Origin of the sequence: Lacimicrobium alkaliphilum, assembly GCF_001466725.1 — a bacterium.
In the GTDB taxonomy this organism is placed as follows: Bacteria; Pseudomonadota; Gammaproteobacteria; order Enterobacterales; family Alteromonadaceae; genus Lacimicrobium; species Lacimicrobium alkaliphilum_B.
The window spans coordinates 3,045,498-3,059,678 of sequence record NZ_CP013650.1; the positions used below are offsets into that span (position 1 = coordinate 3,045,498).

The 14,181-nt window shown below is 51.7% G+C and carries 15 protein-coding genes; 8 read left to right on the forward strand and 7 right to left on the reverse strand.

Features of this window, described 5'->3' with window-relative positions; all coding sequences use genetic code 11:
- Positions 1-2: 2 nt before the first annotated feature.
- The 6 genes from rpsR to AT746_RS13825 all read right to left on the reverse strand — a co-directional run bounded on the left by rpsR (position 3) and on the right by AT746_RS13825 (position 3,588).
- On the reverse strand, positions 3-230 hold the full coding sequence (gene rpsR / locus AT746_RS13800; RefSeq protein ID WP_062481250.1) for a 30S ribosomal protein S18: 228 nt from the start codon (positions 228-230) through the stop codon (positions 3-5).
- Between the two features lie 18 nt (positions 231-248).
- Positions 249-674, reverse strand: coding sequence for a 30S ribosomal protein S6 (rpsF, locus tag AT746_RS13805; RefSeq protein ID WP_062481252.1), 426 nt, complete (start codon positions 672-674; stop codon positions 249-251).
- Positions 675-821: 147 nt separating this feature from the next.
- Complete coding sequence (locus tag AT746_RS13810; RefSeq protein WP_335338199.1) at positions 822-1,781, reverse strand: DMT family transporter; 960 nt, start codon at positions 1,779-1,781, stop codon at positions 822-824.
- A 52-nt stretch (positions 1,782-1,833) separates the two neighbouring features.
- A complete protein-coding gene (locus AT746_RS13815) occupies positions 1,834-2,124 on the reverse strand; it encodes a phosphoribosyltransferase family protein (protein ID WP_062481254.1) in 291 nt (96 codons plus the stop codon).
- A 42-nt stretch (positions 2,125-2,166) separates the two neighbouring features.
- Positions 2,167-3,297, reverse strand: a complete 1,131-nt coding sequence (locus AT746_RS13820) for a hypothetical protein (protein ID WP_062481257.1) — start codon at positions 3,295-3,297, stop codon at positions 2,167-2,169.
- Positions 3,298-3,318: 21 nt separating this feature from the next.
- The gene (locus AT746_RS13825) at positions 3,319-3,588 is read right to left on the reverse strand and encodes a hypothetical protein (protein WP_062481259.1); all 270 of its coding nucleotides are present in this window, start codon (positions 3,586-3,588) and stop codon (positions 3,319-3,321) included.
- A 169-nt stretch (positions 3,589-3,757) separates the two neighbouring features.
- Here AT746_RS13825 and AT746_RS13830 point away from each other — a divergent pair, with 169 nt between their 5' ends.
- The 4 genes from AT746_RS13830 to AT746_RS13845 all read left to right on the forward strand — a co-directional run bounded on the left by AT746_RS13830 (position 3,758) and on the right by AT746_RS13845 (position 7,919).
- Positions 3,758-4,891, forward strand: coding sequence for an AI-2E family transporter (locus AT746_RS13830; RefSeq protein WP_062481261.1), 1,134 nt, complete (start codon positions 3,758-3,760; stop codon positions 4,889-4,891).
- A 2-nt stretch (positions 4,892-4,893) separates the two neighbouring features.
- Positions 4,894-5,571, forward strand: coding sequence for a gamma-glutamyl-gamma-aminobutyrate hydrolase family protein (locus AT746_RS13835; RefSeq protein ID WP_197414263.1), 678 nt, complete (start codon positions 4,894-4,896; stop codon positions 5,569-5,571).
- Positions 5,572-5,585: 14 nt separating this feature from the next.
- Complete coding sequence (locus AT746_RS13840) at positions 5,586-6,008, forward strand: YqaA family protein (RefSeq protein WP_062481264.1); 423 nt, start codon at positions 5,586-5,588, stop codon at positions 6,006-6,008.
- Positions 6,009-6,722: 714 nt separating this feature from the next.
- The gene (locus AT746_RS13845; RefSeq protein ID WP_062481267.1) at positions 6,723-7,919 is read left to right on the forward strand and encodes an Nramp family divalent metal transporter; all 1,197 of its coding nucleotides are present in this window, start codon (positions 6,723-6,725) and stop codon (positions 7,917-7,919) included.
- 283 nt (positions 7,920-8,202) lie between these two features.
- Here the strand turns inward: AT746_RS13845 and proB are convergent, their stop codons facing one another.
- A complete protein-coding gene (gene proB / locus AT746_RS13850) occupies positions 8,203-9,324 on the reverse strand; it encodes a glutamate 5-kinase (RefSeq protein WP_062481269.1) in 1,122 nt (373 codons plus the stop codon).
- 74 nt (positions 9,325-9,398) lie between these two features.
- On the opposite strand from proB, the gene AT746_RS13855 reads away from it, so the two are divergent.
- The 4 genes from AT746_RS13855 to AT746_RS13870 all read left to right on the forward strand — a co-directional run bounded on the left by AT746_RS13855 (position 9,399) and on the right by AT746_RS13870 (position 14,163).
- The gene (locus AT746_RS13855; protein WP_062481271.1) at positions 9,399-10,280 is read left to right on the forward strand and encodes an acyltransferase; all 882 of its coding nucleotides are present in this window, start codon (positions 9,399-9,401) and stop codon (positions 10,278-10,280) included.
- Complete coding sequence (locus tag AT746_RS13860; RefSeq protein WP_062481273.1) at positions 10,281-11,186, forward strand: acyltransferase; 906 nt, start codon at positions 10,281-10,283, stop codon at positions 11,184-11,186.
- Entirely contained in the window at positions 11,174-12,484 is a 1,311-nt protein-coding gene (locus tag AT746_RS13865; RefSeq protein ID WP_082633286.1) for a mechanosensitive ion channel family protein, read from the forward strand. Before AT746_RS13860 ends, AT746_RS13865 begins: the two co-directional genes overlap by 13 nt.
- A 113-nt stretch (positions 12,485-12,597) precedes the next feature.
- On the forward strand, positions 12,598-14,163 hold the full coding sequence (locus AT746_RS13870) for a beta-N-acetylhexosaminidase (RefSeq protein WP_062481275.1): 1,566 nt from the start codon (positions 12,598-12,600) through the stop codon (positions 14,161-14,163).
- The last annotated feature ends 18 nt before the right edge of the window (positions 14,164-14,181 follow it).

Here is a 14,181-nt window from a genome sequence, read left to right on the forward strand (position 1 = left end):
AGTTACTTGTGAGAATCAGTGTAAGGCAACAGAGCCAGGAAGCGCGCGCGCTTGATGGCAGTTGACAACTGACGCTGATATTTGGCACTGGTACCCGTAATACGGCTGGGTACGATTTTGCCACTTTCAGTGATGTAGTTTTTCAACAAGGCAGTATCTTTGTAATCGATCTGCTTGATGCCTTCCGCGGTGAAGCGGCAGTATTTACGACGTCTGAAAAAACGAGCCATGTTAAGTCTCCTAATCTGTTATTCTGCGGCAGCTTCAGAGGCTGAGCTATCTTCTTCGCGGCTTTCGCGACGATCTTCTCTTTCATCTGAATCGCGGCGTTCATCACGACCACCGGTTTCACGGCGCTCTTCTTTGGCCATAGGAGAAGGTTCAGTATCTGCAGTTTTAGTACGCATAATCAGATTACGCAGAACAATATCATTGAAACGGAACGCTGTTTCCAGCTCTTCAATGGCTTCAGCTGAGGCTTCGGCATTGATCAGCACGTAATGTGCTTTGTGCAGTTTTTCAATGGGGTAAGCCAGTTGACGACGGCCCCAGTCTTCCAGACGATGGATCTGGCCACCGGCATTGGTAATGATTCCGGTATAACGCTCGATCATACCTGGAACCTGTTCACTCTGGTCCGGATGAACCATAAATACGATTTCGTAATGACGCATTAAAAGCTCCTTACGGTTATAGCCTATTGCAGCTCAGCCGGTCTGCGTAAGGCAAGGAACGATGTTGTATGGCTGAGTCAAGGGCGCGCATTGTATATAAAGTGCCCGGCTGATACAAGAAAATATCTCAACTGACGGTTACCCAAGTTATATCGCCGCGGATAACGAATCCGCGCCCACCAGAATGGCCACCCCCACCAGGGCCAGCAATGACCATAATAAGGCCTGGCGATGGATCCGCTCTTTCAGCAACCAGGCAATCCCCAGCGACAGGATGACACTGGTGGCAAACAGGGTTTGCACCACAGCCGCCTTGGTATAGGTAAAGGCCACCATCTGCAGATATAAGGCTGCAAAAGTGCCGATCAGGGTCGCGGCGCCGAACACCATCCAGGTGCGTCTGGGATTGTCAGTTTTGGGCAGCCAGCGCTGACGCATGCCCAGCATCAGCAGCACAATAATCGCCATGCCCCCAAGCAGACGGATCTGACTGGCATTGGCCGCATCGATACCGGTAGAGGTGAGAATATCGCGGCTGATCACTGCGCCCACCGCCTGACACAGGGCAGCCAGCGCCGCATACACATAACCGGTGGCTTCAAAGATCTGAGTCTGGTCGCGCCGGTTTAACTTAATCACCATATCCACAGACAGGATCACCAGCGCGATGCCCAGCCATTGTTGCCAGTTCAGCCATTCGGCTATCCAGGCCATGGCCAGCAGAGCGGTAAAAATCGGCGCCAGGGTTTCTGCCACCAGTAACGACTGGCTGTCACCTATTTTATTCAGAGACTGAAAAAAACAGGTATCGCCCAGACCTATGCCGATCACACCGCTGAGCAGCAGCCAGAATATATCCATCTGCGATAACTCTGCCTGCATGGGCATGGCCCAGGTCAGTGGCAACAGGATCAGGATCGCCACCAGCCCCTTCCAGAAATTCAGTGCCAGCGGCGAAAAACTCGCGCCCAGTTGTCTGAATAATCTGGCCGCCACCGCCCAGCAACAGGCCGTACTTAATGCTGCAATTTCACCAATCATATAAACCCGGGCACCTTCAATAACAGATTTCAGCGGGCTGACAGAATAGAGAGGTTTGCCGGGCAAATCCAGTATCGGCCCGGTAAAAGAGAGTCAGGCATACGTTGGTGAGGCCGCTTTATGAAGCGCTCTGAGACATGGCCAACTGCGCCCGGACCTGATCATCTGTAACCTGAGGAAAATCCCGGTACCAGTGACCTATCGCGACAAAAGGCTCTGGTGTGGCCAGGCATATTAACTGATCGGCCTCCTGAGCTAACTGATGTGCGGTATCGGCGGGCGCGAGGGGCACGGCTACGACTACCTTGGCTGGCTGCTGATATCTGGCGGCGGCAATCGCCACCCGCATTGTGGCCCCGGTGGCGACACCATCGTCGACCAGAAGGATACAGCTTGGCCCTGAGCACATGACGAATGGCCTCAATAATATTGGTAACGGCTGCTGCCCTGCTCAGTGAGCAAAATGCAATAAATCAGGGGCCAGCAACATCACCAGTCCGATGATAATCATGACGCAGCCGCTGAGAAGCTTTAACCATCGCCCTTCACTGGCCTGTAATTTGCGATGACTCAGACCAACCACTGCCAGGGCAACCATCAGACCGTCATCAAGAATATAAGCAAGGTTATACAGAGCCAGATACGCGTAATACTGCCACTGTGGCAGGCCATAACGGGTCAGCACCTGAGTATACAGAGCCGGCAATCCGGCGGTGCACAGCAGCTCAGTCAGATTAACCAGTATCGCCACCAGTATCACCGCCAGCAGTGAGGCAGGCAGATTTTTCGCGGTAACAACCGCTCGCACTCTGGCGTACAAAGCCGGTTTCGCCTGCTCAGGTATGCTCAGGCTCAGCCCGGCCCCGGGTGCGTAAAAATCCCTGGTATGGATGGCACCGATAATCAGTGCCAGCAACCCCACGCAGACCTGCAACAACCTGGACCAGCCGATCAGCAAAAACAGGTTTAACCAGGCGGCCATAAACATGAAATATACCAGACCACTGACCAGTACAAAGGTCAGGGCAATCAGTGCCATTTTCCTGCGATCGCCGATATTGGTCAGAATCGACAGCAGGATCAGTAATACCCACATAGCACAAGGGTTAAACCCGTCAATCAGTCCCAGTGTCAGCGTGAACAAAGGCAGCCCCAACTCGCTGACCTGTACCTCACCCAGCCAGGGCAACACTATGCCCTGCCCCTGAGTCGGAGCCTGCAGGCCAAGCTTTTCCATCAGCAGGCGACCGCTTGTTTCATCATCCAGATAGCCTATGTGCCATTCACCACAGAGATAAAAACCGGGAACGCCCGGGCGTGCAACACCAAACTGCTGGTTGAGCCGGGTAAAGGCCTGCCAGTTTTCCTCACTGGCGAGAATATTAATGGCACGGATCTCAATATCAGAATTGTTGGCTTTCAGATGGTCCAGAAACTCGTGGGCTGCCTGACAATGAGGACACCCCTGACGCCAGTAAAAATCAACGGACTGGCAGGGGCGTTGGTTGTCGGCCAGAGCATGAACAGGGAAAAAGCAGCAAAGCAGAACTGTCAGCCATGCTGCCCACCGTATAGATTTCAATCGTCATTACCCCATCAGCACTCAGCTTTTCAGACGTGTCTTAAAGCGCTTATAAGCCTGTCCTAGCTCCCCGGCCAGTAGTGACAGGGCCGCCCTCACCTCTTTGGACGACTGACTGGCATCCTTTTTGAACGCTGAAAACTTAGATTGCAGCGAATCCCACTTCTTCTCCAGTCCATCCCATTCGTCGCGCATTTCAGCCCTGGCCAGATGCATCTGCACATTGATCTCATCACGATGGCGCTTAAGATCTTCAATAGTTTCATGCAGTTGTTGAGTTTCAAAGTTCATTTTTTGGTTCCTTTTTCCCAGCGGATGCTATCCATCCGGATTAAATATAGTCCTCGGCTGCAGCACCTGTATTGATATCAATCAATATTCATACTACTCAGTATTAAGGCTATACACAGCGCCTTATAGCTGGGTAGACTGGGAAGATATCTGTTGCATCAGGCAAGAGATGCGAAAGGGAGGATGTGTTATCAGCCAACAGAATCAGGCCTCACCACTTGGAGGCCACCCAATTATTTTGCTTGTTGTTATCGTTGCCACTTTGTATCTGGCCAGAGGATTTCTGCTGCCGGTTACCGTCTCAGTTCTGCTGGCTCTGACCCTGTCACCGCCTGTCACCCGGTTGATGAAAGTCGGCGTACCCAAAGTGCTTTCCAGCCTGGTTATGCTGTTACTGAGCTGCTCTTTATTAATCGGTGCCGTGTGGCTGATGCTGCCCGCCATAGGCGGCTGGCTGACCACCGCGCCGGAGAAAATTGAGAGCGTGATGAATCTGGATCAGGACATGGTCAGTAAATTGCAACAGGTCAAAGATTCGGTAGAAGAAACCTCTGAGAAAGTCTCTGAAGCGGTGGAAGAGGTAATCAGTTCAGAGGAACAGGCTCCGGTGATGGTGGAGCAACGAACCTGGCCGGATACCCTGCTCACTTCCATACAGCAGGGAGCGGCAAACACCCTGTTGATTCTGGTATTAACCCTGTTTCTGCTCACCAATGGCGGCGATTTGGTGGTGAATATGGTGAGGCTGTCAAAACAACGACAACAACGACGAAAGATTATCCGCTTGTTCAGTCGCCTGCGCACTGAAACCGGCCATTATCTGGGCGCGGTGATGTTGATCAATCTTACTCTGGGACTGATTACCAGTGTATTGCTGTGGCTCATCGATTTCCCCATGCCCTGGATCTGGATTGTGCTGGTTGCGATATTGCGGCTGATTCCCTATGTGGGCATGAGTATTGTCAGCGCCCTGCTATTGCTGATTTCCATCACTCAGGGTGATCAGCAGCTCTGGCAGATCCTGATGGCCCCCGTCGGATTTTTAGTGCTCTCCACCCTGTTTGGTTTTATCGTTGACCCTGTGGTGCACGGTATCCGGCTGCAAATCAATCCTATTGTGGTCTTTGTGGCGGTGATCTTCTGGGGCTGGCTGTGGGGGCCGATTGGTGCCATTCTCGGTGTGCCCTTGCTGACGGTTATCTTCGTGGTGGCCGACACCCTGGGCTGGCAGCAAATAAGCCAGATTATGACCACCAGACTCGGCCCGGCAACTGATTCCAATAAAAACAGCGGAGGAAGCTGAGTTTGACAACCTTCACTAAAATACCGCTTATTGGCGTAACCACCCACTCGGGCGCCTGGTGCCCGCCCTGGTGGACCATCGCCTTTGCCATCAGGCGCGCCGGTGGCAAGGCAGTAAGGATCAGCCCCCGACACGATGTTGAGGTGTCTGAACTACAGGGACTGGTACTGAGCGGCGGTACTGACCTATGTCCTGAACTTTACGGGCAACCCGCAGAGCCGGGGCAGAGTTATGACGTGCCCAGGGATGAGCTGGAAAGCAAAGTGCTGGATTTTGCCCTGCAGAAACAGTTACCCATGCTCGGAATTTGCCGGGGTTGCCAGTTGATTAATGTGCGACTGGGCGGCGCCTTATTCAGAGATATCAAAAATCAGCGAAAGCTGACGTCTAACCGCACTATGATCCATCCGGGTAAAAAGTTGTTTGTCAGAACTGACAGTATGCTGCATCGCATTGTTGAACACGAACAACTGCGGATTAACAGTCTGCATCATCAGGCCATTGCAGAAGTGGCTCCGGGATTTGTGATCAGTGGCACCGATGCCGATGACTTTACCCAGGCCATTGAAAGTCCGGAAAAGCCTTATATCCTAGGCGTTCAGTGGCACCCTGAATACCTGCCTTATATGATCAATCAGGCCAAGTTGTTTAAGTGGCTGGTACGCCAATGTATTGAGTAAAAGGCCGCAGAATTATGATGTCATATCTGGTGTTATTCTCTTCGGCTTTTCTGGCGGCCACCTTCCTGCCGTTTTATTCAGAGATTGTGTTATTCACGCTTGCCCGCCAGGGCGAACCTCCGGGTTTACTGATTTTGGTCGCAACCCTCGGCAATACCCTGGGCGCAGTGGTGAACTGGGTGCTTGGTAAATATCTGCTGCATTTTAAAGATCGCCGCTGGTTTTACTTCAAAGAATCCCAGCTTGAGCGGGTACAGAAATGGTTTCAGCGATACGGTATCTGGAGCCTGGCTTTTTCCTGGTTACCGGTCGGCGGCGATGCACTGACCTTTATCGCCGGAGTGATGAAAGTACGGATTCTGCCTTTTCTGCTCCTGGTCGGGCTGGGCAAAGGCGTGCGGTATATTGTGGTGTTTTATTTTTCCACCGTCATCTGAAGATGCTCATGGGCCACTGCAAAGTCAGATTTACTCGCCCAAACAAAATATGTTTCGTTAATCGTCTATCGTCTTCGCAAAAAATTCACTATACTGTCACACTCGAAAAACGGCTCCGCTGTTAGAATTACAGTCGCTGGATAAACACACACAGCATTCAGTTTAGAAAGGATTTAAACATGACATTGCTTACACTACTTTTCGCTGCCATTATCGTTTTATTGCTGTATTCCCTTGCAAACGACAAGGGTAAAAATACAAAATATTTCCGCAATAGACGCGATACCTCTGAGCAAGCCATTCATGTGCGTAAGAAGCCCCTCAGAACGGGCGAATCGCTCTACTAGAGCACCATATAATTTAAATAAACAGCACCAGCGAGAGTTCAAAAAGTGCGCAGGCAAGGTAAATTTTTGAAGGTTTAGTGGGCCTAAATCAAAAGAATTTACCGTCGGATGCGCATTTTTTGGGCCTCGCCCTTCCGGAGCGACTGAAAAAGTCTCAATCTGCGTTCTGGTCGCTTGACATAGATGACTATGCCTGCACAGCCACGCCTTGATTGAGACTTTTTCAGGCAGCTCTGGTGTTCGTTTTTTAAGCTATATGGTGCTCTGATTTCAGCCCCGCCATCCGCGGGGCTATTTATTTCTACTCCCGGTGTTATTCTGACTCTCTGTTTATAGAACCAATCTGAATAACGTCAGGAATTTCTTTATGCGACTTGGACCGGGACTACTGGTAACCGCCGCGTTTATCGGGCCGGGTACGATCACCACCGCCAGTATGGCAGGAGCGAACTTCGGTTTTGCCCTGCTATGGACACTGCTGTTTTCAGTCATTGCCACCATTGTGCTGCAAGGTATGGCCGCCCGGCTCGGGCTCGCAACCGGTCTGGGTCTGGCAGAGTCACTGCGCAAGACACTGAACAGCGGATGGCAGAAATATCTGTGTATGGCACTGGTAATCAGCGCCATAGGTATCGGCAGCGCCGCCTATGAGGCGGGGAACCTGACCGGCGCCGCCATGGGCATTCAGGCTTTGCTCGGCGCGCAAATCAGTACCTGGAGTACCCTTTTAACCCTCATCGCGGGTCTGCTGCTGTTCAGCGGTCATTATCAGGTGCTGGAGAAAAGCCTGATCGGTCTTGTTATTCTGATGTCACTGGTGTTTATCACCACTATGATTATTGCCAGGCCTGATTTTCCTGCATTGCTCAGCGGTTTGCTGTTGCCAAGTTTCCCACAAGGCTCCGTTACCACAATATTGGCTCTTATCGGTACCACCATTGTGCCCTATAACCTGTTTTTGCATTCCAGCGTAATGGCCAGGCAGCATAAGGCGGCTACAGATATGGGCGAAACCATTCGCCAGAGCCGCTGGGATACCGGTCTTTCCATTGGTCTGGGCGGGCTTATCACACTGGCCATCGTATCTACCGCCAGTGCCGCCTTTTTTGGCCAGATAGCCGGAGAAATCAACGCCGCACAGATGGCAATCCAGCTTGAACCCCTGCTGGGTGATTTGGCCCACTACTTTTTTGCTATCGGTCTTTTTGCTGCCGGGCTCACCAGCGCCATCACCGCCCCACTGGCCGGTGCCTTTGCCGTATGTGGGATGATGGGCTGGTCCACGGATCTGGCCGCGAACAAGTTTAAAATGGTCTGGGCGGTTATTCTGCTGTGCGGTGCGGTGGGCGCGGCACTCAAACTCAACCCGGTGGCGCTGATTGTTTTCGCGCAAGCGGCCAATGGCATACTGCTGCCGATTATTGCCATTTACCTGCTGTGGCTGATGAATAAGAAGTCGGTGCTGGCAGAGCACAGCAATGGCTGGTTTTCCAATCTGCTGGCCGGGCTGATTATCCTGTTATTGCTGGGGTTGAGCAGTTACAAACTATGGTCACTGGTTTAGCCAAAAAACCACGAAAAGACGATTTACCACAGTGTCGCTGAGTTGTAGGTCGGAATTTATTCCGACAAGTGTTTTAATGCCCTTCATCACTGTCGGATTCAAATCCGATCTACAGCAATCGTAGCCCGTATAAAGCGAAGCGGACGTGTCCAGCGCCTTTGCTTCCTCTCGGTGAGGAAATGACACAGTTGCACATTCAAAGGCTGCTGGAATACGGGACCAGTCAGTGCCGTCCCGCAATACGCTTCGCTTCTTGCAGGCTACACCACTACACCTGTAAGTTTCAGAACAACACCAGATCATCACGATGCACGGCTTCGGCGTAACTGCTGTAACCAAGCTGCTGCTCAATCTGCTGACTGTTTAGCCCGGCGATTTGGGTCAGGGTTGGCGCATCATACTGACAAAGACCAATAGCCAGAGTTTCCTGCTCCAGCACAATTTCCACCGCTTCTCCTGCCCTGAATTCGCCTTCAACCTTTACCACACCCACAGGCAACAAAGAGGCACCATTGCGGCAAAGCGCGTTTGCCGCACCCTGATCGATAACAAGCCGTCCCCTGGCCCGCAGGCTGTGCATCAGCCAGTTCTTTTTAGCGCTGCTTCTGGACAGCGGCGGCGTAAACAGCGTGCCCGGTACCAGTCCCTGCGCCAGCTGACTGAAGGTCTGTGCCCTGAAACCGTTGGCAATCAGGGTCTGAATACCGTTGTGCGAGGCTTTTCTGGCGGCCTGCAGTTTGGTCTGCATGCCGCCGGTGCCCACCACACTGCCCGCGCCGCCGGCCAGTGTCATAATCCGCTGATCAATCTTATCCACCCGCTTGATTAACTGAGCATTGCTGTTGGTACGCGGATCGGCATCATATAAACCATCCACATCGGTGCAGATCAACAGGGTATCGGCTTCTGCCACCAGCGCCACCAGTGCGGCGAGATTATCATTGTCACCAAATTTAAGTTCATCGGTGGCCACCGAGTCATTCTCGTTAACGACCGGAAGCATGCCATGAGCCAGTAACTCTCTTATGGTGCCTTTGATATTCAGATAGTGATCGCGGTTACGAATATCACCATGGGTTAAAAGAATTTGTGCGGTAGGCGTATCAAACAGCCTGGCCCAGTTGGCCATCATGCGGGTCTGCCCCACTGCTGCCATCGCCTGTTTTTCAGACAAAGACGGTGGGTGAGTAAGTGAAAAGGCGTTTCTGCCAGCCGCCACTGCCCCCGATGACACCAGAATAATTTCTTTGCCCTCGCTGCGGCTTTCGTTGACAAATTGCGCCAGCGCCAGCAAACAGGCGGTTTTACAGCCTTCGCCATTGGGTGCGATGAGTGCACTACCCACTTTAATCACGGCCCGTTGCCAGCGAAAGCTGACGTTGTTATTTGCGCCTTGTTGCTGCATCCTGAAATCTGATTTTGAGAAACCCCGCCGGTGCGCATAAAATACGTCGCTTATTAGGTTTAAGGCAACAAAAAATGCGCAGTATCATTACCGGCTCCATTTCTTTTCTGGGATATCTGTTCAATACCCTGTTCTGGTGCATCCCTATCTTTAGCCTGTCACTGTTAAAGCTGGTTCCTGCAGCCTCCTGGCGGGCACGGATCGGCCGGGTACTGGATCTCTGTGCCAGACAGTGGGTTAAACTTAACAATCTGAATCAGAATCTGACCGCTTCAATCCAATGGGATGTGCAGGGGCTGAGCGATCTGAAAAAGAAAGAATGGTATCTGGTGATTGCCAATCATCAGTCCTGGGTCGACATTCTGGTATTGCAGCGTATTTTCAGTGGCCGTATTCCCTTCCTGAAATTTTTCCTTAAGAAAGAGCTGATTTGGGTGCCCTTTCTGGGCCTGGCATGGTGGGCGCTGGACTTCCCGTTTATGCAGCGTTTTAAAAAGTCATATCTGGCCAAAAACCCTCACCTTAAAGGCAAAGATCTGGAGACCACCCGCAGAGCCTGCGAAAAATTCAAATACAAGCCGGTCAGCGTCATGAACTTTGTGGAAGGCACCCGCTACACAGCGGAAAAACACCAGCGTCAGAAAAGCCCTTTTCGCCATCTGCTCAAGCCCAAAGCCGGTGGTATCGCCTTTGTGCTCTCAGCCATGGGTGACAAACTGCACAAACTGGTGGACGTGACTATTCACTACCCTCAGGGCGCGCCGAGCTTCTGGGACTTTATCTGTGGTAGTGTAAATAAGATTCAGGTACGGGTAGAGGTGATGACGCTTGATGGCATTGCCCCCCGTGACTATTTTGACGACCCGGCCGAGCGGGTAAGCTTTCAGCGCTGGCTGAACCAGCGCTGGCAACACAAAGACGATGTCATAGAACAATTAAAAAAGAGCAGCTTGTAGATGTTGAGTTTCCTGCCGGGTTTTATCCTTTTGCCAATTCATTTTCTGCTCCAGTGTCTGAACCTGGCATTTTGGGGAACTCTGATTGTGGCTCTGGGGCTGGTAAAACTGGTGCTGCCCCTTCCCCCTCTGACCAGAGGCCTGAACCGGCTGCTGAATAGCTGTATGGGCGGGTTTGCGCTGCTCAGTACCGCGCTGATTAATCTGTTTAATAACGTTCAGTGGGATTACCGTATCGAGGGCGATTTCGACAGGCATGGCTGGTATCTGATGATGGCCAACCATATCAGCTGGCTGGATATTGTGGTGCTGATGCACTTTGCCACTGGGCGGATCCCGGCCACCAAGTTTTTTATCAAGCAGGAACTGCTGTGGGTACCCTTTATTGGTCTGGGGGCCTGGGCGCTGGATATGCCTTTTATGCGCCGCTACAGCCGGCATTTCGTGGCCAGACATCCCCACCTCAAAGGAAAGGATATTGAAGCGACCCGCAAGTCCTGCGAGAAGTTTCAGCAGTTGCCCACTACAGTGGTTAATTTTGTTGAGGGCACGCGCTTTACCGACTGCAAACACCGGGATAAAAACAGTCCTTACCAACACCTTTTACCGCCCAAGGCCGGCGGCGTGGCCTTTACCCTGACCTGCATGAACAACCTGCTCAGCAATATTGTTGATGTGACGCTGGTGTATCCGGATAACAATGGCCATGTGATGCTGGACCTACTCTGTGGCCGCTTGAAAAAAGTCATCATCGAGGTTCAGATCCTGCCGGTGAATGCTGATATGATTGGTGATTATCAGAATGATCCAGAATTCAGAGCGTCCTTTCAGCACTGGATAAATCAGTACTGGCATCGAAAAGATCAACGCATACAAGAACTAACGGGTAACGAATGGAACAACTAAGCGATCTGGGTCAACTTATTGCCGACAGCCTCAGTTACTGGGGTATTCAGGCATCGGCTCACTCTACGCTGTTTGCGATATTTGCGCTGATATCACTACTGGCTGTGTGCTGGATCAGCTTCAGGATCACCCGCTACCTGCTCAGCACCAAGCTGACACGACTGATACTGCACAGCAAAGCCACCTGGGACGACGAGCTACAATCCCACAATTTCTTCAGACGCGCAGCCCATCTGGTGCCCGGCGTGCTGATTTACCTGCTCGTGCCGTTGTTGTTTTCCCATAGCCCGATGTTGCTGGAGTTTCTGCAAAAGGTCGCGTTTATCTACATTCTGGTGACCTCGCTACTGATGCTCAGCGCTATTCTCAATACCGTGGAAGATGCCTATAACGCCTCCACAATGGCCAGAAGGATGCCGATCACCGGCTTTATTCAGGTGGCCAAGCTGATCCTGGCAATTATCGCCATCATTCTTATTGTCTCCAGTCTGATAGGCAAGTCACCGGTGCTGATCATGTCTGGTTTAGGTGCCGTTACCGCCATACTGCTGCTGGTGTTTAAAGACGCAATCCTCGGTTTTGTGGCCGGTGTGCAAATCGCCGCCAACAGAATGGTGAATACCGGTGACTGGATCACCCTGCCCAAATACGGGGCCGATGGTGAAGTGATGGAGCTTGGCCTGACCACAGTCAAAATCCGCAACTGGGACAAGACCATTTCCACTGTACCCACCTACGCTCTGATTGGCGACTCAGTGAAGAACTGGCGGGGCATGCAGGAATCCGGCGGGCGGCGAATTAAACGTGCTATCTATCTGGATATTCACACGGTACGTTTCTGCGATCAGGAGATGCTGGACAACTGGGAGAAAATCCGCTTTATCAAAGGGTATATCAACGATAAGAAGCAGGAACTGGCCAGGTACAACAAAGACAACGACATCACCGAGCAGGATCTGCTTAATGCCAGGCGGCTGACAAATATCGGTACCTTGCGGGCTTATATGTTGCGTTACCTGCAACATCATCCCAAACTGCATCAGGATATGACATTAATGGTCAGGCAACTGGCGCCCACCGAGATCGGTGTACCGCTGGAGGTCTATTGTTTTTGTACCCATACCAGTTGGGTGGAATACGAAGCCGTGCAGTCGGATATTTTCGATCATTTTCTGGCTATGGTGCCCAATTTCGGACTCAGAGCCTACCAAAGGGTCAGCGATCAGCCTCAGGTTCAGGCTCAGATTAATACCGAAACCAGAACTGATGCGAAAGCTGAGACGGACAGCAAAACTTAACAAGTTCTTGACACCCTCACCTGCTACTGTATTTTAATTTTGCCTGCAATATCCATTGTGGGCGATTCTGTACTATGCCGCTACGGCATCATCAACCGTCAAGGTAGACTACTATGCTCAGAAAATTGCTTTATTTCATCCTGCCCCTGGCCCTTTGCGCATGCGGGAATGTCGAACAACAAGCCGACAATGGCTCGGGCGCTGAAACAGCAAAAACCCGCAACATTAATATTGTTCCCTACCCTCAGTCTGTTGAAACCCGCGGCGGTGAGTTTCGCCTCGGCGCTGAAATAACTATTGCCACCGCACCTGAAGCACCCGACAGTGCCAGCGCACTTTTCGCTTTGCTGGAACAACTGGATATTCAATATAGCGAAAATGACAACGCTGTCATCACTCTTAAACTGGATCCGACATTGGATCTTGGAGAAGAAGGCTATCAACTCAGTATTGATCAGGGTATTACCCTGACAGCCCCAACCGATGCAGGACTTTTCTATGCTGTTCAGAGCCTTAAACAGCTGTTACCTGCCACCGCTCAGCCCGGGTATGACCTGCCGAAATTACAGATTGAAGATAACCCCCAGTATCAATGGCGCGGCAGCATGCTGGATGTGGCACGTAATTTTGTCAGTGTGGATTATCTGAAGCAGCATATTCAGCGCATGGCCAGCTTTAAGCTCAACAAACTGCATCTGCACCTGACAGATGATCAGGGCTGGCGGATTGAAATAAAAAGCTGGCCCAAACTCACTGAAATAGGCGCGGCTACCAGTGTCAGCGGCAATAATGGCGGCTTCTATACCCAGCAGCAAATGCGCGAATTGATCACCTTCGCCAGTCGCCATCAGGTTGAAATTATTCCTGAGATCGACCTGCCCGGTCACACCCAGGCCGCTATCGCCTCCTACAACGAGCTGGCCTGTGATGATGTTATCAACAGCCCGCCACAGAACCAGTGTGAAGATGTAGTCGGCGCGGCGAGGCTGGAGCCGTATCAGGGCACCTGTGTTGGCTTCAGCGCCTTGTGTGCCAGCGAAAAACCGGATTTAGTCTATACCTTTGTGGAAGATGTGCTCACAGAAGTGGCCGATATATTTCCTTCTGAATATCTGCATATTGGTGGCGATGAAGTACTGAATGAAGAGGCCGACGCCTTCCCTGACTTTATTACCCGGGTTGATCAGATAGTGGCATCCCTGGATCGTAAACTGCTTGCCTGGGAAGAAGCCTCAGCCGGTGACATCCGCGGCAATTCACTGCTGCAATTCTGGAATGATGATTATGATATTGCCCCGGCACTGGAAAAGGGCATTCATCTGGTGTTATCACCCTGCAGTTATACCTATCTGGATCACGGTAACTACGATGGCCAGCCAGACACCTATACCTGGTGTGCCAAACAGGGCATTACCCTTGAGCGGGTATACAGTCTGGTTCCGGAAAATTATCAGCAGGTCGTCGGCGTAGAAGGGCCAATGTGGTCAGAACTGGTCAGTGATAATGCTACCGCCGATAACCGCAACTGGCCACGGCTGGCCGCCATTGCCGAAGTGTCATGGACCAGGCAGTCGCAGCGTGACTATCAGGCCTTTACTCAACGCCTGTCGGCCCTGCGTGAACACCTGGATAAGATGGGCATTCAGTATTATCAGGCCCCGGATCTGGGTTGGGATTAGCCTATTGGTGAGGAGTGA